Source organism: Streptomyces sp. XM4193, assembly GCF_023072595.1.
In the GTDB taxonomy this organism is placed as follows: Bacteria; Actinomycetota; Actinomycetes; order Streptomycetales; family Streptomycetaceae; genus Streptomyces.
Map to the genome: position 1 here is coordinate 144202 of NZ_JALLGK010000009.1, position 22227 is coordinate 166428.

The 22227-nt window shown below is 73.1% G+C and carries 17 protein-coding genes; 4 read left to right on the forward strand and 13 right to left on the reverse strand.

The annotated features are described in order from the left end of the window. Positions 1-70 precede the first annotated feature (70 nt). The 5 genes from MTQ01_RS21560 to MTQ01_RS21580 all read right to left on the reverse strand — a co-directional run bounded on the left by MTQ01_RS21560 (position 71) and on the right by MTQ01_RS21580 (position 5183). Positions 71-1261: an FAD-dependent monooxygenase gene (locus tag MTQ01_RS21560; protein WP_247492415.1), complete on the reverse strand. Its 1191-nt coding sequence runs from the start codon at positions 1259-1261 to the stop codon at positions 71-73. Further along, the gene (locus MTQ01_RS21565) at positions 1251-2363 is read right to left on the reverse strand and encodes a 3-dehydroquinate synthase II (protein WP_247492416.1); all 1113 of its coding nucleotides are present in this window, start codon (positions 2361-2363) and stop codon (positions 1251-1253) included. Before MTQ01_RS21565 ends, MTQ01_RS21560 begins: the two co-directional genes overlap by 11 nt. Next, positions 2335-3195 (reverse strand): 2-amino-3,7-dideoxy-D-threo-hept-6-ulosonate synthase, encoded by an 861-nt coding sequence (locus MTQ01_RS21570; protein WP_247492418.1) that lies wholly within the window; start codon positions 3193-3195, stop codon positions 2335-2337. The genes MTQ01_RS21565 and MTQ01_RS21570 overlap by 29 nt, the downstream gene beginning before the upstream one ends. After that, the gene (locus MTQ01_RS21575; RefSeq protein WP_308294425.1) at positions 3192-4859 is read right to left on the reverse strand and encodes a fatty acid--CoA ligase family protein; all 1668 of its coding nucleotides are present in this window, start codon (positions 4857-4859) and stop codon (positions 3192-3194) included. The genes MTQ01_RS21570 and MTQ01_RS21575 overlap by 4 nt, the downstream gene beginning before the upstream one ends. Before the next feature lie 150 nt (positions 4860-5009). Then, a complete protein-coding gene (locus MTQ01_RS21580; RefSeq protein ID WP_211038566.1) occupies positions 5010-5183 on the reverse strand; it encodes a thiazolylpeptide-type bacteriocin in 174 nt (57 codons plus the stop codon). A gap of 220 nt (positions 5184-5403) precedes the next feature. On the opposite strand from MTQ01_RS21580, the gene MTQ01_RS21585 reads away from it, so the two are divergent. Beyond that, positions 5404-7230, forward strand: coding sequence for a bifunctional 3-(3-hydroxy-phenyl)propionate/3-hydroxycinnamic acid hydroxylase (locus MTQ01_RS21585; protein WP_247492422.1), 1827 nt, complete (start codon positions 5404-5406; stop codon positions 7228-7230). A 163-nt stretch (positions 7231-7393) separates the two neighbouring features. On the opposite strand, the gene MTQ01_RS21590 is transcribed toward MTQ01_RS21585, so the two are convergent. The 8 genes from MTQ01_RS21590 to MTQ01_RS21625 are packed head-to-tail and all read right to left on the reverse strand — an operon-like array spanning position 7394 to position 19235. After that, positions 7394-8131, reverse strand: a complete 738-nt coding sequence (locus MTQ01_RS21590) for an ABC transporter permease (protein WP_247492424.1) — start codon at positions 8129-8131, stop codon at positions 7394-7396. Between the two features lie 17 nt (positions 8132-8148). Then, positions 8149-9069: an ABC transporter ATP-binding protein gene (locus MTQ01_RS21595; protein ID WP_247492426.1), complete on the reverse strand. Its 921-nt coding sequence runs from the start codon at positions 9067-9069 to the stop codon at positions 8149-8151. After that, positions 9066-10064, reverse strand: a complete 999-nt coding sequence (locus MTQ01_RS21600; RefSeq protein WP_247492428.1) for a thiopeptide-type bacteriocin biosynthesis protein — start codon at positions 10062-10064, stop codon at positions 9066-9068. The genes MTQ01_RS21595 and MTQ01_RS21600 overlap by 4 nt, the downstream gene beginning before the upstream one ends. A gap of 11 nt (positions 10065-10075) precedes the next feature. Then, the gene (locus tag MTQ01_RS21605) at positions 10076-11593 is read right to left on the reverse strand and encodes a hypothetical protein (protein ID WP_247492430.1); all 1518 of its coding nucleotides are present in this window, start codon (positions 11591-11593) and stop codon (positions 10076-10078) included. A 10-nt stretch (positions 11594-11603) separates the two neighbouring features. Next, positions 11604-13514, reverse strand: coding sequence for a TOMM precursor leader peptide-binding protein (locus MTQ01_RS21610; RefSeq protein ID WP_247492432.1), 1911 nt, complete (start codon positions 13512-13514; stop codon positions 11604-11606). Beyond that, positions 13511-15463: a hypothetical protein gene (locus MTQ01_RS21615; RefSeq protein ID WP_247492435.1), complete on the reverse strand. Its 1953-nt coding sequence runs from the start codon at positions 15461-15463 to the stop codon at positions 13511-13513. Before MTQ01_RS21615 ends, MTQ01_RS21610 begins: the two co-directional genes overlap by 4 nt. Beyond that, entirely contained in the window at positions 15460-18120 is a 2661-nt protein-coding gene (locus tag MTQ01_RS21620) for a lantibiotic dehydratase (protein WP_247492436.1), read from the reverse strand. Before MTQ01_RS21620 ends, MTQ01_RS21615 begins: the two co-directional genes overlap by 4 nt. Beyond that, a complete protein-coding gene (locus MTQ01_RS21625; RefSeq protein ID WP_247492438.1) occupies positions 18117-19235 on the reverse strand; it encodes a hypothetical protein in 1119 nt (372 codons plus the stop codon). The genes MTQ01_RS21620 and MTQ01_RS21625 overlap by 4 nt, the downstream gene beginning before the upstream one ends. Before the next feature lie 339 nt (positions 19236-19574). On the opposite strand from MTQ01_RS21625, the gene MTQ01_RS21630 reads away from it, so the two are divergent. From MTQ01_RS21630 to MTQ01_RS25020, 3 genes are all read left to right on the forward strand, one after another. Further along, on the forward strand, positions 19575-20111 hold the full coding sequence (locus MTQ01_RS21630; protein WP_247492439.1) for a hypothetical protein: 537 nt from the start codon (positions 19575-19577) through the stop codon (positions 20109-20111). Positions 20112-20238: 127 nt separating this feature from the next. Continuing rightward, positions 20239-20889 carry a class I SAM-dependent methyltransferase gene (locus tag MTQ01_RS21635; RefSeq protein ID WP_247492441.1) on the forward strand — a complete coding sequence of 217 codons (651 nt, stop codon included), beginning with the start codon at positions 20239-20241 and terminating at the stop codon, positions 20887-20889. A gap of 21 nt (positions 20890-20910) precedes the next feature. After that, entirely contained in the window at positions 20911-22215 is a 1305-nt protein-coding gene (locus tag MTQ01_RS25020) for a nucleotide disphospho-sugar-binding domain-containing protein (RefSeq protein ID WP_282613977.1), read from the forward strand. The last annotated feature ends 12 nt before the right edge of the window (positions 22216-22227 follow it).

Here is a 22227-nt window from a genome sequence, read left to right on the forward strand (position 1 = left end):
CGGATGTCGGTGTTCGCAGAACCGGGCGGATCGGCGAACACGGTGGTGGTGCGGCCTCGTTCGGCCCCGCTCAGCCGGCTGCCCGGGCCACCGCGGCCAGGGTGTCGTACCCGTAGAGCCACGCCTCCTCGCGCAGCCCGCCCGTTCCGGCGAACCCGGTGTCGCGCTCGCGCTGGCGCGGCCCGTCCGGCAGATGCATCGCCTCGGTGCGCTCCCGCGAGGACTTCTGGAGCAGGCCGGTGCGCGGCGCGCGGACCGATGCGTACCGGCGCAGAGCCGCGGCCGGTGCGTCGGAACCGGACCGGACCAGGCAGGCGGCGAGGGCCATCGCGTCCTCGATCGCCTGGTTCGCGCCCTGGGAGGCGAAGGGCAGCATCGGGTGGGCGGCGTCCCCGAGCACCGTGATCCGGTCGGTGGACCACCGCTCCAGCGTCGGGCGGTCGTGCAGCGCCCAGCGGCCGACGGTGCCGGCGGCGTCGAGCAGCGAGACGACCGTGCTGTTCCACCCCCGGTAGGCCGCGACTGCTTCGCCCGGTTCGGCGGTGCCGGTCCAGGACTCCTCGTGCCGCCCGTCGCCCGGGGCGGTCGCCGCGAAGCTCAGCGACCGGCCTCCGGACACCGGGTAGCAGACGCAGTGGCGGCCGGGTCCCAGCCAGATCCGGACCCGCGGCTCGTCCGCCGCCCCGGGCACCGCCTCCGCCGGGACCAGACCGCGGTAGATGAACTGGCCGGAGAACTCGGGCGCGTCCCGTGTCAGTTCGGCACGCACCGTCGAGCGGATGCCGTCCGCGCCGACGACCACGTCCGCCTCCTCGACGGTGCCGTCCGCGAACCGCAGGACGACGCCGTCCGGCCGCTGCGCGAGCCCGCTGAGCCGGTGGCCGGTGCGCACCGAGTCCCCGGCGACCGCGAGCAGGGCTGCGTGCAGGTCGGCGCGGTGCACGGTGGTGTACGGGGCGCCGTAGCGGGCCTCGCACTCCGCGCCGAGCACGGTGCGCGAGAGCAGCCGGTCGTCGTCCCAGCGCCGGATGTCCCGGGACAGGGGACGCACGGCGCGCCGCCCGAGCGCGTCGGCCAGCCCGAGCCGGTGGAGCAACCGGACGGCGTTCGGGGCCAGTTGGAGCCCCGCGCCGACCTCCGAGAGGCGGTCCGCCTGCTCGTGCACGGTGCAGGGCACGCCGGCCCTGGTCAGTGCGGCGGCCAGGGTGAGGCCGCCGACACCGGCGCCGACGACCGCGATGCGCAGGTGGCTACTGCTCACGACAGAATTCGTCGATCGGATAGCCCACATGCCGGTCCGCGGTCGGCAGATGGCCGAGGACCTTGTCGCCGGGGCGCAGTTCCGTGCTGTTGAGCACCACCGCGCCCGGCCCCAGCACCCGTACGTGCCAGTCGTCCTGGAGGATCAGGTTCACCGTCTGCCCGTTGGGGGCGATCGCGTCGACCGAGATCAGCGGCCGGGTCTCGATCTTGACCCGTCCCACCGTGACGGTCCTGGTGCGGCCCTTGGTGTCCACCGCCAGGACCTTGCTGCCCGAGGTGAGCTCGCTCAGATACTGGGTCCGGCCGCGGTCGGCCACGGTGTACGAGTGGATGGCGCCGGCGTTCACCCTGAAGGGGCGGGTGGGCATGTACGGCAGCGGATGGGTCTCGCTGACGCACAGCATCATGCCCTTGGAGTGCGAACCGACCAGGATGCCCTCGTCCTTGCCCAGGTAGGAGCAGGTGTCCACGCAGGCGCGTTCGCCCATGCCGACGTGGGCCGTCGCGGTGACCTCCAGCTCGACCAGCTCCAGCTCACCGGTGGGGGCGATGGAGACCTGCTTGAGGGCGGTGGCGTCGCCCACCGCGCGCGCCGGCATCAACACGCCGTCGGAGCCCAGCTCCAGCACGCCGTAGACGATCTCGGCCTCCGCCACGTCGTGGGCGAGAGTGATGAGCGTGCCGGTGGCCTCGGCCGCGGCGGCGATGACGATCTCCAGCGGGATCTTCGTCGGGTCCCGGAAGTCCAGCACGCTCCAGCGCTCGGTGTTGGCCGCCACCACGGCCTCGTCCAGGCTCTCGGCGTCGATGATCTCCACATAGCGCCCGAACTCCGCGGAGGGGTGGGCCTTCTGGGCTGCGGCCCGCTCCGCGGCGCCGCCGTGCAGGATGACGATGTCGGCGCCGCCGATGTCGTCGGGAAGCTCGCCCGGCGGCGGCAGCAGGACCTTCTTCACGGTGGGCGGCAGGTCCAGCAGCTCGGCGGGGTCGGAGGTGAGGATTCCGTCGATCCGCTGGTGCACCGCCTCCTCGACGACGGCGTCGACCTGCTCGGCGCTCGTCGTACGAAGGTCAAGCCAGCACAGTCTCTTGGCGTTCACTGCCGCGCCCTTCCGTGATCTGATCGGGGATTGTGGCCGCACCGGGGATGCGGTCGGGAAGCCGGTGGACGACCCGGGCCACGCCGGCCGCCATCGCCCGGGGGTCGGGAGCCTGGAAGATGTTCCGCCCCATCGCCACCCCGGCCGCGCCGCCCGAGATGACGTCCCGGACGAAGTCCAGCGCGTCCTCCGAATCTCCCCGCCGCGGTCCGCCGGCGCAGACCAGCGGGATGGGGCAGGCCGAGACCAGTTCGCGCATCACCGAGGGCGGGCCCACGTACGGGGCCTTGACGATGTCGGCGCCCAGGTCGGCGGCGACGGTGACGGCGTGCGCGACCAGTTCGGGGTCGGCCGGGTTGGTGATCTTGGGTCCCCTCGGGTACATCATGGCGAGCAGCGGCAGGTTCCACCGGTCGCAGCGGTCGGCCACCGCTCCGAGGTCGGCGATCTGCCGCTGTTCCTCCAGTGAGCCCATGTTGATGTGCATGCTGACCGCGTCGGCGCCCAGGCGCAAGGCGTCCTCCACGCCGGTCACCATGTACTTCGCGTCCGGGTCCGGTGCGTGCGCGGTACTGGCGTTGAGGTGCAGGATCAGTGAAGTGTCGGCCAGCCGTGCGGGGTTGATGTGCCGCAGGCTGCCCTTGTGCACGATGATCGCGTCCGCCCCGCCCGCGGCGAGCTGGCCGACCAGCCGGTCCATGGTCAGACCCCTGGGGACCACGGGACCGTCACTGATCGAGTGGTCGAGCGGAACGAGGAAGAGGCGCTGCGGGTCGTGGCGGTGGAGGCGGCGCAGCCTGAGGCCGCGGGCGAAGTGCTCGTGTGTGGTCATGGCGTTCCCTTCCACGGTGGGCTGGGCCGCTTGTCCTGTTGGGTCGTGGACCGCAGGCGCGCCCTGTCGGGCTTGCCGCGTTCGGTGAGCGGCATCGAGTCCCAGAACGTGATTTCCGCCGGCGCGTGCAGTGGTGACAGGTCGGCGCTGACGTGTGCGTTGAGTCGGTCGACCAACTCGTCGACGGAGCAGGGGTGTTCGGGGTGGCGTACCACCGCCGCGTGCACGTGCTCGACGCGGTCCGCGTCCTGCACGCCGTACACGACGGCCTCGCGGACGGCGGGGTGGGCGAGGAGCGAGCGCTCCACGGATTCGGGGTGGATCTTCAGTCCGCCGCTCTTGATGACCCGGCCGTGCCGGCCGGTGAGCCGCAGGTAGCCGTACTTGTCCCAGTGGCCCAGATCGCCGCTGCGCAGCCAGCCGTCCGCCGTCTTCGCCTCCGACTCCGCCGGGCCGGAGCCGGAGAGGTAGCCGTCCATGACGGTCGGGGCCCGGACGCAGATCTCGCCGATCTCGCCCCTGGCCACCTCGCGGTCGGTGCCCGGCTCGGTGATGCGCACCCGCACCCAGGGGAACGGGCGCCCGACGGTGGGCAGGAGCTCGGGCTCCAGATGGTCCTCCGGGGTGAGGCTGCTGATGCCGCCCGCCTCGGAGGTGCCGTAGAGCTGGATGAGCGCGCCGCCGAAGACCTCGCGGGCCTCGGCGACGCGGTGGGGCGCGGCGGGTGTGCCGCTGTAGATCACGCGCCGCAGCGAGGATAGGTCGGGCCGGGTGCTCGCGGGCTCGTCGGTGAGGCGGTAGAGGTGCGGTACGGCGAGGTAGGTGTCGGTGACCCGGTGCTCGGCGATCGTCCGCAGCACCTCGGGGGCGCGGAAGTCGCGGTGCAGGATGGCGCTGCCGCCGTCGGCGAGCACCGAGTCGACCATCGGGCCGATGGTGTGGCTGACCGGTGTGACGGCGAGGAAGACCGAGGGCATGCCCGGCTCGGCGGTCCCGGGGAAGGAGCCGACGATGCTGTTCCAGACGGCGTGGGACTGGCCGATGCTCTTGGGCTCCCCGGTGCTTCCGCTGGTGAAGGTGACCACGGCCCGGTGCTCGGGCTCGTAGGGCGGGAGGCCCGACAGCCAGGCGGGGTCGGTCGGTGCGGCCGGGTCCCGGGTGGCCTCGGCGAGCACGTTCGGAATGTGTCCGGTCTCGAAGCCGTAGCCCGCCAGGCGCAGCGACTGCCCGACGCGCAGGCCCAGTTCGGCGGCGCGGGCGGCGTGTGCGGTGTCGGTGACGAGGATCGAGGCGCCGGTTTCGGCGATGACGCGTGCCTGGGTGTCCGCGGAGAGCTCCACCGCGTCGGAGCGGGGATTGGCGGAACGGAGGTGGACCACCGAGGCGCCCAGCAGGTGTGCGGCGTACCGAATTGTCAGCATCGCCTGATGATTCGGTTCTGTCAGGATTGCCACTGTCCCCTGCGCGGGCAGACCGAGCCCTCTGAGTCCCGCGACCCCCGCGTGAATGGAAAGCGCCAACTCGATATTGCTGAGCGAATGCCCGTGAGTGCGGATTGTGGTTTGGGGCTTTTGTCGTGCCAAGCGCCGCAGAATCCGGTGGACATAGCTCTCATGCCCTGTCGAGGAGGCTTTCACGTCTTCGATCGGGAACGTCATGGACATCCGTTCAGGTGCAGCACTGCGAGCGGCGGTGCGATCGCTTATCGCCGTTCACGCGGGGCTGTGCCGGTACGCGGGGATCCTGCGCGCGCCTGTGCGCCGCGGAACCCGCGGGTGTGCAGGCGCACAGGCGCACAGTTCACTGCTCAGAGATCAGCAGCAGCAGCAGGACGAAGAGGAGGAGGAGGAGGAGCAGCAGCTGGTGTCGCCGCTGGACGCGCCCATCTCGGGCAGCGCGACGCCGTCGGCGACCTCCAGGGTCTCCATCTCCTCGATGTCGAACGAAGCAAACAGGTCGTCGGTGTTCGTCGCGGTGGAAATGCTCATCGCGATTTCTCCTTCAGTGGGAGTTTCACCAGCGGGTATGCTGGGTGGTGGCATCTTTACGGGTTCTTCACGCGCGCGGCAATCCGTCGGAGAGCAGCGCTGACATTTATCACGGGCTTGATTTTCACAGTCGGAACCTTGCCCTCCGCAACTGCCGGGTTCCACGGTGTTCGCACACGGCGCGGCGTCGCTGTCTGTTCATGAATGGAGACCGAGGGACATGACCGGTCCGTCCGAACCCACCGCGCGCGACGACGTCGACACCGACGCGGATGTACTGATCATCGGCTACGGTCCCGTCGGCCAGATCCTGTCCGTACTGCTCGCGCAGCACGGTTGGCGGGTGACGGTCCTGGAGCGTCAGCCGCGTCCCTATCCGCTGCCGCGCGCCGTGGCCTTCGACGGCCAGGCGTCCCGCCTGCTCGCCGCCGCCGGCGTCGCCGACCGCATCCGGCCGATCACCGAGCCCTCGCCCGACTACGTGGTGGCCAACGCCGCGGGCGAGGAGTTGCTCCGTTTCGAGCTGCGGCCCGAGGGCTACCACGGCTGGCCGGACTCCACCTCCGTGCACCAGCCGAGCCTGGAGGCCGCGTTGGCGGAGCGCGCCGGCGAACTGCCGGGCCTGCGAGTGGAATGGGGCCGTCGCGCGGTGCTCGCGACCGATCTGGGCGAGAGCGTCGAAGTGGTCGCCGAGGACGTCGGCAGCGGTGAGCGAAGCGTCTCGCGGGCGCGGTGGGTCGTGGGCAGCGACGGTGCGAACAGCTTCCTGCGCGACCGACTCGGCGTCGACTGCGAGGACTTCGGCTTCTCGCTGGACTGGATGGCATGCGACGTCGTCCCCCGGCGGACCGAGGACTTCCCGCCGCTCAACCTCCAGATCGCCGACCCGCAGCGACCCCGGGTGGCGGTCTCCGCCGGGCCGGGCCACCGCCGCTGGGAGTTCATGCGGCTTCCCGGTGAGGACCGCGCGGAGTTCGCCACCGAGGAGAACGCCTGGCGGCTGCTGGCGCAGTTCGGCGCCACCGCGGCCAACTCCGCACTCGACCGCCACACCGTCTACACCTTCGCCGGACGCAACGCCGAACGCTGGCGGATCGGCCGCATGCTGCTGGCCGGCGACGCGGCCCACCAGATGCCGCCGTTCGCCGGGCAGGGCATGTGCTCCGGATTCCGCGACGCCGCCAACCTCGCCTGGAAGCTCGATCTGGTGCTGCGCGGGGCGGCCGGCCCACGCCTCCTCGACACCTACGAGGAGGAACGCCGCGCACAGGTGCGGTACTCCATCGGGCTGTCGGTGCAACTGGGCCGGATCATCTGCGAGATCGACCCGGCGAGGGCCGAGGAACGGGACCGGGCGATGCGCCGGCCGACGCCCGAGGGCGCGGGTGCGGGCACGGCCGATGCGTCGGGTACCGCGAGCGCGTCGGGTGCCGCTGGGGAGGCGTCCCGGACCGCCGGTCCGCCGGCCCACGGCGCCCGCCCGCCGGGGGAGTCCCTGGAGCGCGGTTTCTTCTTCCGGGGAGGCGGGGCGCCCGCCGGTCTGCCGGCCGGCCAGGCGCGGCTCGCCGTCCCCGGCGGAACCGGGACGCCCGCGCCGGCGGACGAGGTGCTGGGCGGGGGATTCGTCCTGCTCTGCGTCCCGGAGCTGCTGCACGGGGTGGAGCCGGAGCTGCTGGAGCCGCTGCGGCGCATCGGTGGCCGCGCGGTCTCCGTACGGGCGAACGACGAGCGGCCGAACGACGAGCGGCCGAACGGCGGCCCGTCGGGCGGCGATCGGTCCGACGGCGGCCCGGCAGACGGCGGTACGGGCGGTGGAGCTGCGCCGCGGCAGCCGGACGGCTTCCTCGACACCGACGGCTTCTATCTGTCGTGGCTGGCCTCGCTCGGTGCCCGCGCGGTGCTGGTGCGGCCGGACCACTATGTGTACGGGGCCGCGTCCGACGCGGCCGGAGTCGCCGTGCTGCTCCGCGATCTGACGGCCCGGCTGGCCGCGTCCGTGGACGGCGGCAGCGGCGAGGACGCACCGCAGCGCTCGGCCGGCGGCTGACCCCGCACCGTGCCGCCCCGGGCGGTCCGGCCGTGCCGCTCCCGCGCGGCGAGGACCGACCGCCGTACGCGCAGGCAGCCCGCCGCGACCACCCGCCGTACGCGCAAGCCGCCCGCCGTACGCGGAGGTGGCCTGGGCGCCCGGTGTCGGGCGCCCGGTGGGCTCAGCGGAACCTGCGGCCCTCGTCGCGGCGGTAGGCGAAGACGGCCAGCGCGCCGAAGAACAACGTCCACACCACGAAGGAGACGATCGCGACCGGGTTGACGTCGAAGTCCCCGACGGTGGCCCACATCAGCTCGACCGCGCCGCGGGCGGGCACGAACGGTGCGATGGTCTGGATGAAGCCGGGCTCCTCGCCGGGAGTGCTCAGCAGGCCGGAGGCGAACGCCATCGGCAGGAAGATCAACTGCACCACGGCGAGCGCGGCCTTGGTCGACATGAGGTAGCCGATCGACAGGCCCATCATCGTGAACGGCAGCGAGGTGATCAGCACCGCGAAGATCGCCAGGACGAAGTCCAGGGGCGCGATGGTGGCCGGGGTGAACAGCGCCGCGATGACCACGACCGGTATCAGCGAGAGCATCATCATCGTGATGCCGGTCAGGATGCGGCTGGTGAACTGGACTGCCGGGCCCATGGGGAGCGTACGGGTGTACGGGTCCCACGGCTGCGCGCGGTCGTCGGAGACGCCGGTGCCGTGGCCGAAGAGGTTGCTGATCATGGTCGCGAAGACCACCATCGACGCGGTGGCGAGCGTCGCACCGGTCGGGTTGTCCCGCGTGTTGGGCACGACGAAGAAGACCAGGGACGCCGCGGGGAAGAAGGCCGCGCCCAGGATCGCGACCGGGATGCGGAACAGCTGGAGCAGCTGGTAGCGGGTGTGGGTGAGGGCGAGGTTCATGGTGGCAGCGCTTTCGGTTAGGAACGGGAGATCGTCAGGAAGGCTTCTTCGAGCGTGGCCTGCTGGACCTCCAAGCCGGAGAAGGCCACGTCCGACCGCACCAGCGACCTGATCAGTTGGTCCGCGTCGTGGGTCATCAGGTGGATGCGCTTGTCGATGCGCTCCTCGCTGATGACACCGGGCAGTTCGGGGAGCTTCTCGGCCACCATGCTCACCCGCTGGACGTGGGCGAGGCCGCGCACCGCCTCGACGGTGTCGTCGGCGAGCACCTCGCCGTTGCCCATGACGACGACCCGCTCGGCCAGCGCCTCGACCTCCTCCAGGTAGTGGGTCGTCAGCAGCACCGTGCCGCCCTGGCTGTGGAAGGCGCGGATGTGGTCCCACAGCAGCCGTCGCGACTCCACGTCCAGGCCCGTGGTCGGCTCGTCGAGCACGACGAGCCGCGGCTTGCCCACGAAGGCGAGGGCCAGCGCGAGGCGCCGCTTCTGGCCGCCGGACAGTCCGCCGCACTGGCGCTTGGCGAACTCCTCCAGGCCCAGCCGGACGAGGAGTTCGTCGCGGTTCTCGGGGTCGGGGTAGTGGGCGGCGACGAGGTCCACGGCCTCGGCCACCTTGAGGGTGGCCGGCACTCCGGTCTCCTGGAGCGTCATGCCCAGTTGCACGCGGTTGGCGGGCACGCCGGGGTCGCCGCCGAAGAGCTCGACCCTGCCGGCGGAGGGCTTGCGCAGCCCCACCAGGGTGTTGAGGAGGGTGGACTTGCCCGCGCCGTTGGGCCCGAGCAGGCCGATCAACTCGCCCTCGCGGACGGTGAAGTCGACCTCGTTGAGGGCCACGGTGTCGCCGTAGCGCCGGGTCAGTCCGATCGCCCGGGCGACGACCTCCCGACCGTCGTCGGGTGTCTCGGGCCGAGCCTGCACGGCCGTCTGGTTGCTGGTCACTGCTGCTCCTTGTGAAGGGGGTGTTCCTTGCCCTGCGGAATGTCGGGGATCGCGGGGCCCGGGAAGAGGTTGGCCAGCCGCGCGTACGTCTGGATCTCCTCGGTCACGTGCAGCGCGAGTCTGTTGTGCAGCATGTGGACGTGGGAGGAGACGACCTGTCCCGCGTGCAGTTCGGTGTGTTCCCGGACGTCGGCGGCCAGTTCGCGCAGCGCGTCCCGCCAGGGGCCGAGCGGTCCCGGGTCCTCGGGCAGCGCCGTCGCCGGTACGGTCGCCAGGCTCAGCCGGTCCAACTGCTGGTCGGAGTAGCCGAGTCCGGCCGCCCAGGCGCGCCAGGAGTGCAGGCCCAGAGCGTAGAAAACGGCCTCGTCGTCCTCGCCGAGAGCCTGCCCGGCCGCCCTGGTGGCGCGCAGCGCCAGCATCGCCCGGGCGGAGGGGGAGGGCTCGCGCCGCAGGAAGGCCAGGCACAACTGGCTGGAGAGCTGGAAGAGCCGCTCGGTGGCGGGCATCAACTCGCGTCCTCCGTAGCGCTCGTACTCGGGGTGGTAGGCGAAGCGGTGCGCCCCGGGCGGGAGCAGGCCGCTCACCTCGTCGTGGGTGGGACGGTCGCCGACGGCGGCCAGCCGGGCGGCGGCCGACTCGTACTCCTCCGGGCGCAGCCGTTCCTCGTCGCCGCGCGGTTCGCCGGCGGTGGCCAGGGCCTCGGTGAGCACCTTCTCGACCCGGTCCGCCTCGTCCTCCGCCAGATCGCGGAACCGCAGGCGCACATGCGGGCCGCCGTGCCAGTACCGGATGAAGAACCACGGTTTGCCGGGCACCGCGGCGACCGCGGGGGCGACCACCTCGGTCACCACGCGGTCGCGGGCGCTCCGTTCCTCGGTGTCCAGGTGGAGGTGCCAGGCGTGCCACCGGGCGTCCGGCTCCTTGTTCACCGGTCCGGCGAAGGCCGTGCCCGGCACGGTCTCCTCGTCGGCGGTCGGCCGTGACGTGTGCTCCATCGCTCTCTCCCTCACAGCCTCAGGTCGTACATCGGCCCGCTGAAGCGCGGGGTTCCGGTGATGACGGCGCAGAGCACCATCTCGTCGGTGTCCAGGCCGAGCAGCCGCTGCGCCGGAACCTCCTGGAACGCCCGTGCCGGCCGGGCGTACAGACCGCTCGCCGCGGCGGCCAGTCCGACGCCCTGGGCGGCCCAGCCGGCCGCGTACTGGGCCGCGGTGAAGGCTCCGGGACCGAAGCGTTCCACCAGCGTCCTCGGGTGCGCCGAGAGGAACCACACCGCGGTCGCGTGCCGGATGTCGCCCCCGTTGTAGGGGTCGACCCGGTAGGCGTAGTGGCCCTCCAGCTCCTCGGGAGCGCCGGGGCGGGCCTCCAGCAGCGAGGGCCGGCCGTCGTGCAGGCGGTACACCCCGTCGACGTGGCCCTCGACGTCCTGGAGGACACCGGTGATCCGCACCTCGTCCCACACCGCGGCCAGCGTGTCGCCCGGCGGCGGTACGGTCAGCCAGCGTGCGGCCGCCTCCAGCACCTGCGGGCCGACCGTGCGGCGGCGTCCGCTCATGCCGTACAGCCCGCGCGGCATCCGGCCCGCGCTGCGGCGCCACAGCACCTCGGCCCAGGAGATCGGGGCCTGCGGAAGGTGCTCGGGCACCGCCGGGCCCAGGGGCTCCGAACGGCCGAAGTCCTGGGCCCTGTTGAGGGCTACGGTCTCCGCCAGCACGGGATCGGCGACCCGCTCGGGCGGCAGCGGGTCCGGCGCCCCTTGGGCGGCGGCAGCGGGCGCCGGGTCCTCGTCGGTCAGCTCCACCGCCAGCGGCAGCGTCCACTCCTCGTGCGGGGACAGGCCCAGCGCGTCCAGGTCGCGGCGGGCGTCCGGGCCGGGCAGGCGCAGCCGTCCGGAGAGGCCGAACAGTTCCATGCCGAGGCACAACTGGCGCAGATTGATGCCGAGTTCGAGGTTGACCAGAGTGCCGCGGAACCAGCGGTAGGAGTCGGGGAGGCGGGTGTACCGCCCCGCGAGGAGCACCTCCCGGCCGGCGGCGGGCGCACCGTCTCCGGCCAGCGCGGTCAGTGCGTGCCGGTACGGGTCGAGCACCCGCGCGCGTTCGCCGTCCCGCACGAACACCTGCACCGGGAACTTCGCCCGCACCGACGGGTAGCCGCGGTGGTCGTTGAACGGGTTCTCCGGCTCCTTGCGCTGGATCCCGAAACCGGTGACCAGCGCGTGCCCGAGCGCGGTCGCGGCGTCCGGAGCGCCCACCGGCCGGCCGGCCGGATGCGCGGCGTTCTCCAGCAGCTCCGAGGTGCCCGGCGGCAGCGGCACCGAGGCCCCGCCGCGCGCCGACTCCGGGAGCGCGGGCGCGACTTCGGTGTCCGGGCGCGGCGCGGCGAGGTGGCCGCGTTGCGCGGGCGGGGGCCAGTCGGCCCCGGTGGCGTGGGCGAACCAGCGCACGTCGCGGGACATGATGTCGACGTCCGCGGGCACCGGCGGTTCGGCCGGCGGGCCGCCGTGCTCGGTCGCTTGGGTCATACGGGCTCCGTCAGGGGAAAGGGTGCGGGTCGTACGGCACCGGCCGGTGCTCGCTGGGGGTGCCGGCCAGGGCCGCCGTCAGACGCGGCAGGCCCGTCAGCCGCTGCTGGGCGTGGCCGAAGCACATCGGGACGATGCCGGGCACGGTGGCCTTGGCGGCGGCCAGCCCGAGGTCGGTGTGGTCCCGGGTCGACTGGTCGACCAGCACGATCCGCTCCAGCCCGGCCTGCGCGTACAGGCCGCGGACGAAGTCCAGCGCACCGCGCACATCGCCCCGGGCGGCCCGTACGGCACGGCCCGGCCAGTCGGGGAACGCCTCGTCCAGCGCCAGCCGCGGGCCGCCGAGGACGGCGGTCGCCCGCTCGCGCGTCTCCGGCAGGGCGTAGAGCCGGATGTGGTGGTCGAGTTCGTCGACCAGCCAGGGGTCCTCCAGCATCCGCTCGGCCTCCGCGCGATCCCAGTCCAGGGGATCGGTGACGATCTGGCCCAGCTCCCACAGCGCGCCGCGCAGCGCGGAGCGGGGGTCGAGCCCGGAGCCGGCCGCGGTGAAGGTGGCAGGGAAGACCTCCTGGCCGTTGACCGCCAGCGCCCAGACCACGGGCACGTCGATGTCCTGGGTGGCCCTGAGCAGGTGCACGCGGAAGCCGCGGGACTCGATGAGTTCGAGCAGACGCCGGGAGACCCGGTCGTCGATCGAGGCGTGCACGATCTCCGGCAGCGGGGCGGCCCGGTGGAAGCTCAGCAGGAAGGCGTCGCGCTCGGCCAGCTCCAGCAGCGAGTGCAGCGCCGCCTCCTCCAGGCTGGAACCGAGCGCACAGCCGCTGGAGGACTCCTGGTAGAGGTGCTGCCTCGGTGCGGCCCCGTGCCGGCGGGCGCCGCGGTGGTCGCCGCGGTAGCGGTAGTCGTACTGGTAGAAGCCGATCTCCGCGGGGATCAGGGCCGGTTGGCGGGTGTCCAGGTCGTGGCCCCAGACCCAGTCCATCCGGGTCGTCTCCGTCACCCGGGCGATCCGGGCGGCGGGGTGCGCCGCCTGCTCCTGCGTGTACTCGCCGAACGCGGCGGGCGCCACCGTCCCGACGCCGGCCGCGACCAGCTCGGCGTGGGTCAGGTCCGCGACCACCGGCGCCTGGTACGGGAAGCCGGACATCCGCTCGTACGCCTCAAGGATCGCGATCGGATCGGCGGCGGCGAACGAGGACTCCCTGGCGTACCCCATGGCGATGGCGTCGGGCAGTACGGCCATGCTCATCGCGAACGGGGCCAGATGCTCCCGCTGCGCGGCGAGGACCGGACCGAAGCGCGGGTCCACCACCCGGCGGCGCAGCGCGTCGCGGCGCAGCAGCCGGGAACCCTCGGCCGCCCGGCCGGGGTTGTCGCCGGTGGGACGCTCGTGCAGGACCAGCGGGGGCGGCGGTGCGTGCGGCGGCCGGTCCTGGACCGCCGGAGCGCACAGCGGGCAGTCGAAGTGCCGCACGACGCGGTGCCGTCGTGTGCCGCGGTCGCCGATGGCGTACAACTCGCCCGGCAGCAGCGGTCGTTCGGCCAGCTGCGCCACGGCGGAGCGCACCAGCTCGGGGAGGAACGGCCGTCGCGGCGCCACACGTGCGGTGGCCGCGCCGAGATCGCCCGTGAGCGGGTGCTGCACGGCGACGCGGGTGCGCACCTCCGCGCAGCCCGCGCAGCCGGAATCCGTGCCGGGCACCCGCAGCGGGCCCACCAGCACCTCGTCGTCGTGGATCCGGATCGACAGGTGCTCCCGGTCGCCCGCTGCGAGCAACTGCTCGCGCTCACGGTCCAGTTGCCACCCCACGGTGACGGACACCGAGCCGCCGGCCGCCACGCGCAGCGGTTCCAGGGCCCACCGCCACTCCTCGGGCAGCGCGTCGGGCGGGACGGGGAGCGCGTCCGGTGCCACGGTCATCGTGCGGTCTCCGCGGTGACCTCTCCCGACCACAGCGGGGCCGTGCCGAGCACGGCGTCGGCGGCGCGCGCCACACCCTCGTAGCGCAGTCCGCGCCGGTCGGCGAGCGCGACGATCCGGTCGCGCAGTGCGGCGCGTGCCGCGTCGTCGAGGAAGAGCAGGGCGTCGGTGTGCACACCGACGGGCACCCGTGCACCACCGCCGTGCGCGCGCGTCTGGGCGTCCGCCAGAACGGCGCCGAGCGCACCCTGCGCGGCGGCGAGGCCGTCCGGGCCCCAGCTCAGCGCGGTGTACGACTCCGAGCCGGCCTCCGCGGTCACCCGGGCCAGACGCCAGTCCAGCTCCGGATGCCGCAGCAGGGTGACGGTGTGCGTCTTCAGTCCCTCGTCGGCCAGCGCCCGCGCGAACCGCAGGGCCTCGGGGGAGAGTTCGTCCTCGACGCCGTGCGAGGCGTACTCCCTGGCGTCCCGGGCGAGCAGCCGCAGCGCGCCGTCGAGCAGCCACTGCTCCTCGGTCAGGCCCGCCGCCGCGACGCCCTTGTGGCTCTTGTGGCTCTGGTCGGGGGCGGTGGCACGCAGTGCGTCGAGGGCGCCCGCGACGGTCGCGGTGCGCTGCTCGCCCGCCCAGCTCACCAGCGAGCCGAAGCCGGTCGAGCGGTCGGCCGTCTCCCGCAGCGCCAGGGGCAGTTGCGGCAGGTCGAGTCCGGGCGCCCGGGTGAAGGGGCCGGTCCAGCGGGCGGTGAGGGCCACGACCGTCTCCAGCGCCTGCTCGGGCGTGGGCGCCGTGCCGGGGGCAGGGCCGTCGGCGGCGTTCTCGGCGGCGTTCTCGGCGTCGGACGGGGCGGGTGCGGCGCTCGCCCCGGGGGCGGCGGTCAGCGCGCGGCGCACTGGCTCTTCGGCCGGGCGGGCGGGAGTGACGACGATCGGCTCGGTGGCCAGGTCCTCGCCGTACACCACATGTGCCCGGCCCGGCTCCGCGATGCCGGCCAGAGTCTCGTACAGCAGTTGTCCGGCGAGCGCCCCGGCGAGCGCGCGCCCGGTCGGGGCGGGCGGCGAACCGAGGTCCTCGTCGGCGGCCCAGCGGGCGGCGCGGGTGACCAGGGCGGCCGACTGCGCGGCCTGCGCCGCACCGCGCACCGCGGGTCCGGCCAGCAGCACCCGCTCGTGCCACCACACCGGAACCACCGGCACACCGGCGGGCAGCCGGGCGGCCAACCCCGCGAGCGCGTCAGCGGCGCCGGCCGCCTCAGCGGTGCCGGTGCCGGTCGCCTCAGCGGTGCCGGGGGCGGGATCGCCGGCGGCGTGGGTGGAACCGGAGCCGTCGAGGGTGCACAGAACGGCGTCCAGGCCCTCGGGCAGCTCCTCCGGCAGACCGTCCGCGGCGGTCGCGACCACCCGAAGTCCCAGCCGTTCGGCGGTCGTTGCGACGGCGCCGGGGTCCCCGGTCGCGAGCGTCAGCCCGGTCAGTCCGGCGCGGTGGAGCCCACGGGCGGCGGGCAGCACCGTCTCGGCGGGGCCGCACAGCAGCACCGCGGCAGCGCGCAGCCGCGCGAAGACCGCGTACGGGTCGTTCGTGGCGGCTTCCAGATGTGTCAGCGCCTCCGGGAAGCGCGCCCGTACGTCCTCCGGGGGCTCGGGCGCGGTGAGCGCCTCCAGATCGAGCATCAGCTCGTGTCTGCGCAGATCGGAGACGAGTTTGCGGACCACCGGGCGCGCCCGTTCGCTGCGCAGCGCGGCGACCAGCGCGTCCTCGGTCGTGCCCGCTTCGAGGAGAGGCACGCAGACGTCGGCGACCTGGTAGAGCAGCGCGGGGCCCTTGAGGACGAACTGCGCGCCCGGGCCGCTGAAGTACACCCCGTCCGGCACCGGTGCGTAGTGCAGATAGGGGCGGGCCTTCAGCGAGTTCGGAGCCGTCGGAGTCGTCGCGGTCGTCGGAGTCGTCGCGGTCATCGGGTCTTTCCTCCGTACTGGAACGTGCCGCCCGGTGCGCAGCCGATCTCCGCGATCCACTCCATGGCGTGCGGTCCGTCGGACACCCGGGGGAGCGCCTCCTCGAGGTAGCCCTCGCCGCGCCGCTGCACCATCTGCGGCAGCACCCGCACGCTCAGCGCGCTCGCCAGGTCGACGTACTGCGGCTTGTCCCGTCGGGTCTCGCCCCGCTCGCCGCCGTCCCCGGCGTTGGCTGCGTCCGCGGCGTTGGCGGCGGGAGGGTAGCCGTCGGCCGTCGACTTCAGCAGCACCTCTTCGGGTACGCCGTGCAGCTGCCGCCAGCGGGTCAGGGCCAGCAGCCGGTCGTGCTCGGTCGGGCCGGTGGCCAGCGCGCGCTCCAGCTCCTCGCCGCCGTACCACCGGCGTCGGGAGAGCATCGCCGAACCGACGGAGAAGCGCGGGCAGGACAGTGTGCGGCCGTCCCCGGTACGGGTGGAGTGCCAGTTGCCGACCAGGCTCTCGCGCAGCTCGCCGCCGGCGGTCAGCCAGTTGGCCAGGCGCAGCGGATGGGGGTACATCTCCGGATGGCCGGTCCCCAGGGTCAGGACGCGCAGCGGACGGCCCTCGGCGTCCCGGATCCCGAGCGTGTCCGTGTCCGGGTCGTGGACGAGGCGCAGCGAGTACCAGTCGTCCGGCCGCAGCCCCTCGTCCAGCACCTGGGGGTGGGCGTTGACGTTGAGCCGGTGCAGTCCCGGATCCTCCACGAGCCGGGAGCCGTCCGCGCCGAACCAGGCACCCAGCCGGTCGGCGAGGTGGGGCAGCGCCCGGCCGCCCAGCTCGCGGTCGGCGGCCAGGAAGCGCCCGTTGAGCATGCCGTGGCCCGCGTAGGCGTTGTTGAACAGCAGTTGCCCCTGCCAGGGCTGGACCAGGACGCCGTACAGCAGGGGGTCGCGCCGGAAGCGGTCGGGCAGCAGCGCCACCGCCTCCGCGGCCCGCGCGCTGGTCCACACCACGTCCTCGCCGTCCTCGGCGGCCCGGGTGAGGTCGGTGCCGAGCGCGTCCGCCACCTTCTCGCGCAGTTCGTACAGGCGGTCCAGGGAGCCGTCGGCCGGGCCCAGACCACCGGCGGTGGTCGGGTCCTCGATGCTCAGGCCGCGCCGGTACATCTCGTTGACCAGGTACTCGGCGTGCTCCACCAGCGAGACCTCGGCGCCCGCGCCGAAGCGGTCCACGAACGCCGCGACGACCAGCGCCCGTACGTCGTGCATCAGGTCGAAGACCGACATCAGCGAGACGCCCGCCGCCAGATCGTCCAGCCGGTCGCGCCAGTCCGCCGTGCCCACGCGCACCGACTCGAGGACGGTGTCGTCCTCGACCACGATCTGCGCGGGCCGCTCGGCGATCCGACTCATGCCGGACAGCGACGCCTTGAGCTCTCGCAGAGCGGCGGGCCATGCGCCGGGCGGCGCGTCGGCGAGCTCCACGAGCCCGGTGCGGACCTGCGCCAGGAGCGCCGCGGCCTCCTGGGACTCGGTGCCCGGTGCCGCGAGCAGATCACCGATCTCGGCGTCGCCGGCCTCGGGCAGCGCCCGGGTACTGAGGATGCCCTGCTGTGCCGCGCCGAGCACGGCCTTCAGACCCTGTTCGGGGGAGCAGCCCGTGCGTTCCACGAGGTGTGCCGCGACATCGGCGACGCGCCGCGGTCCCATCGCGGTGGCGTCCAGCAGCAGCCGGACCAGCGGTGCCACCTTGGCGGCCAGCCGACGCACGCCGCCCGCACCGTCGGGCCGCAGGAAGAACAACTGCCCGCCGTCCTCGGAGAGCTGGGAGGTGGGCGGCAGCTGGACGAGGGTGTCCGGCCCCGTACGGCCCCCGCTCGTGTGGAGCCCGCCCAGCACATGGTCGAGCATCACGCGGTCCAGGCCGGGCCGGGGCACCGGACGTCCGAACTCGGGCGCGTCCAGCGGCGGTCCGTCCGGCTCCGGCACGGCGAACCCGACCGCGGTGAACCGGGCCATCGGGCTGGTGCGGACCATCGCCCTGGTGACGTACTGGACCAGTCCCCGCTCGGACTTGCGCAGTCGTGCGGTCAGCGGCCTGGCGCCCGTGACCGCCTCGACGTACCGCTCGGAGCCCTCTGCCGCGTCGGGTGCGACCAGGGCCATGGAGCGGCGCAGATCGGCGTCGCCGAGCAGTGCGGCCAGCGTCCGGCGCTCCGCGGCGAGGGCCTCGGGATGCAGTGCGGCGATCCGCTCGCGGGCCTCGCCCCGCCGGGCGCGGGTCTCCTGCCAGCGGGCCACGTCGGGGTGGTCGACGAGCAGTTCGGGCCGGGGGACGGTGTCGTTGTGGATGGCCCGGCGCAGCGCGATCAGCCGACCGCGGACGTCGCGGTCGGTGGCCTCGCCGATCAGTCCGTAGAGCGCGTCCGAACACCGGGCCGCGAGCTGCCGGACCTCGTCCTCCAGCTGCCCGAGGGCGGCGAGTTCCGCCGCGAGGGCGGGGTCGGCCAGGCGGACGCGGCGCAGCGGGTTGATCCGCAGCATCCACAGCGGCTCCCCCTCGGGGGAGTGCGCGGCGGTCTCGTGCGGTGCGGCGGTCTCGTGCGGTGCGACGGTCTCCCGAGGTGCGATGGTCCCGTGCGGTGCGGTGGTCTCGTGCGGAGTGGTCCGGTCGGTCATGCGGGGCTCACCGGGGTCTCTCCCCCGGCAGGGCCCATCCGGTCCTGCCAGGAGCTGCCCAGCACCTCGTCGACGAGCTCGGCGAGGGCGTAGCAGAAGTAGTAGCGGTGCATCGGTGGGACACCGAGCAGCGGAAGCTGCTGGTAGAAGAGGTTGACCAGCAGCCGGTAGGAGGCGAACCACTCGTTGGGTCCGTCGTTGACCCCGGACGCCGCGACGGCGCTGTGGAAAGCGCTGGGCCGGTGGGCCGCGCGGCCGTCGCCGCCGGGCGGGCCCATCGTCTCGGAGTCGAAACCGCCGCCGAGCCCGTCCACCCCGGCCTGGGTCAGCTGACCCTGCGCCACGGCGTGGTCGAAGGCGCCCATGCAGTAGGCGAAGCCCCGGCCCCACAGCGCGGTCAGCGGGTCGCCGGCGCCGGCGAGGGCGTGCTCGACCACGGGCCGCAGCCTCGGTGCGTCGGTCTTCAGTCGCCGGTCGAAGGCGGGGCGCGGGTCCGACCTGGGCGACGCCCAGGCCAGGAACGCCTCGGCGTGCGAACGCATGGAGAACACGCCCTGGGCCGCGCCCGCGCGATGGGCCGAGGCCAGCGCGGCGAACGCCTCCGTGACGTGGACGGACGCGCCGGCCGGGTCACGGGTCAGGGCGTCCAGCGTGGAGAGCAGCGGCGGGGTCATCTGGTCGAGGGCCATGTCGCGCAGCCCCTGAAGGGGTTGCGGCCAGGTCTCCACATCGCCGCTGCGGAGGAGTTCGACGGTTCCGTGCGCGCGCATCGGGAGATAGGGCGGCGAAACTCCTTCGAGTCTGCCTATTTCCCGGGCCTGTGCCAGATAGGTCTCTTCGTTTATTTCGTCGTCCGCCGAAACGGTTCCGAAATCAATTCGGCCGGCGAGATCCGACCAGAGCGGAGCGGGCAGTCCCGGAGCCGGGTGGGACACGATGTCGACGTGCGGCCCGTGGAGCCAGCCGCGGCGCAGATGCACCAGCCCCGCGCGTTCCTCGCTCAGGGGGCGAACCAGCGGTACGACCGTGTTCACCAGCCATCGGGGCGTGATCGGCGCTCGGGAGTAGAGGCGCAGTCCCAGCGCTTCGGTCGCGTCGGTCTGAGCGCGGCTCACCGCAGCATCCATCGTCACACTACGAACCTGTTCGTTGGTCAGGGAAACAAAGAAACCGACTGCCCGAAGAGAATGGAGCTCGATTTTCCTGTCCGAATTCCGACAAAGGCAGCGAACTACCCGTTCAGCATGCACGCACACACCGGAAGTCACAATGAGTGGTCAACACTCGCTGACATCTGTCACGTGCTGTCCTTCGGGGCGGTTCCGACATTCGGTTGGTTGGGGGTTATGGGTGAAATCAGTCCTGGTCCCGGGCGCGCCCGGTCTGCTTTGATGGCCCGGATGATGAGCACACCTCCTCGGTCGGACCCTCGGCGCGGAACCCGCGGGTCCGGGATGATCCTCACGTTCTTCGGTGTCGCCTGGTGGTTCGTCGGCACCGTCACCCTCGAAGGCCCGATCCGCGTCGGCGTCCTCGCTGTCGGGCTGGCCCTCGCCGCGGCTCTGATCGTCCTCGCGGTCCGGCGCCTGGGCACGGACGGCGAGAAGGAGGCGTACGAACGCGCGTACCGCACCCTGGTGTGGAGCAATATCGCGCAGGGGTTCGGCATCATGGCCGTCATCGTGCTCGGCAACGTCACCGGGCAGCAGGGCTTCATCCCGGCGCTCATCGCGATCGTGGTCGGTGTGCACTTCTTCCCGCTGTCCCGGGCCTTCGGTCACCCGGAGTACCGGGGAGTGGCGGTCATGCTCATCGCCGTCGGAGTCGTCGGCGGCGTCGCAGCGGTCGCCGGCCTCTCGGTCTCCGGGGTCCTGACCCTGGTCGGCCTGCTGGCCGCCGGTGCCCTGTGGGCGACGACGGTCCGGCACCTGCTCGTCGACGCCGCTGCCAGATCCTCGCTGCGGCAGCAAGGTGCCGAGGCAGCTTCCTGATATGTGTCACGGACTCCGCGCTTGGATCTTTCGGCGCCCCGGAAGTGGGCTAGCTTGGCCGATCTACGGTCGATGACCCTCTCAGCAGGGATTTTCGACGTACGAGACAGGCAATCCGGGAGAGACCATGAGCGAGCCACTGCCACCGGCCGCCGGACATGGTGTGCACCCGCAGCCGTCCGGCAGCGGCGTGGAGATCTTCGAGCGGCACTACGCCGGTGAGCCGGGAGCGGGTTGGGAGATCAACCGGCCGCAGTCCACCCTCGTACGGCTCGTCGAAGAGGGCGCCCTGCGCGGGCGCGTGCTCGACGTCGGCTGCGGAAGCGGCGACAACGCCGTGCTGGCCGCCGAGCACGGGCTGGAGACCACCGGAGTCGACGCCGCCCCCAGCGCGATCACCCTCGCCAGGGGCAAAGCGCGCGAACGCGGCCTGGACGTCCGCTTCCTGGAGTGGGACGCACTGCGACTGGACACCCTGGGCGAGCAGTTCGACACCCTCGTCGACGTCGGCCTCTTCCACTGCTTCGCCCCGCAGGACCGCCCGCTGCTCGCCCGCAGCATGGCCTCCGTCACGGTGCCGGGCGGACGTTGCCATCTGATGTGCTTCAGCGACCGGCAGCCGGGCACCTGGGGCCCGCAGCGCGTTCCCGAGCAGGCCCTGCGGGACGCGTTCACCGGTGCCGGATGGCGTGTGGACACGCTGGAGCCGGCCGAACTGGACGTGGCGTTCGACCCCGGAGTCGCCCAGGCATGGTTCGCGGTCATGACCCGTGTCTGAGCGAGCCGGAGAGAGACCACCATGCGCGTCCTGATCTGCGTCTGGCCGGCGGCAGCCCACCTCTACCCCGGAGTGCCGCTGGCCTGGGCCCTGCGTGCCGCCGGCCACGAGGTGCGGGTCGCCTCGCACCCCTCGCTGGCGGACGCCGTCACCGGCGCGGGCCTCACGGCCGTCCCGCTCGGCGACGAGCGGACGCTGCCGGAGCCGCTGGGAGCGGGCCGGCCGGTGCCCCCGGACGTCGCCGCCGACCTCGAACAGATCACCAAGACCCTGGACCTGAGCGGGCACGAGCGCTACCTCTGGTCCTACCACCGCGACTACATGCTCCCCGCACTGCGCGACTTCCAGCCGCCGACGGCGCGTGCGGACGAACCGCAGCCGGCCCTGGACGGGCTCGTGGACATCTGCCGCTCCTGGCGGCCCGACCTGGTCCTGTGGGACCCGACGATGCCGGCCGCGGCCGTCGCGGCGCAGGTCTCCGGCGCCGCCCACGCCCGTTTCGTGTGGGGACCCGACCTGTTCGGCTGGGCGCACGAGCAGTACGCCCGGGGCAAGGAGCAGACCGGTGGAGCACTCACCGCCCAAGAACCGCTGACCGCCTCCGTCGCACCCATGGCCGCGCGCCACGGACTGGCCGTGACGGACGAACTGCTGCTCGGTCAGTGGACGGTCAACCCCGTCCTGGAGGCGATGCGGCTGCCGACGCGGGCGCGCACCGTGTCCGTGCGGTGGGTTCCGTACACCGGGAGCAGCACACTGCCCGAATGGCTGTACGGACCATCGGCCGGGCCACGGGTCGCCATCACGCTCGGCTCCTCGGTCCGCGCCTGGTCGCAGGAGAGCGGCCTGCTGGTCAACCGGGTGCTGGAGATGGTCGACGGTCTGGACGTCGAGGCGGTCGCCACGCTGGACGCGACTCAACTCGCGGTCGCCGACCGGATCCCCGACAACGTACGGGTCATCGACTACGTCCCGCTGTCCGAACTGCTGCCGACCTGCTCGGCCGTGATCCACCACGGTGGGCACGGCACCTTCGGCGCGGCACTCGCCGCCCGGATCCCGCAGTTCGTGGTGATGGATCCGCGCTACCCCATGGAAGCACCCCTGACCAGCCGGTTCCTCGTCGGCAGCGGGGCCGGCACCGGCGTGCGGGCCGACCGCCACTCGGGCGCCGAGCTCCGCGCGGGACTGGCACGGCTCATCGGCGAACCCTCGTTCGCCGAGGCCGCGACCGGCCTGTACACGGATCTGCTGTCGGCGCCCGGGCCGAGCGAGACCGTACCCGTCCTGGAGCGCCTCACCCGCCACCACCGGGCCCGGGCCTGAACCCGCCCGCCA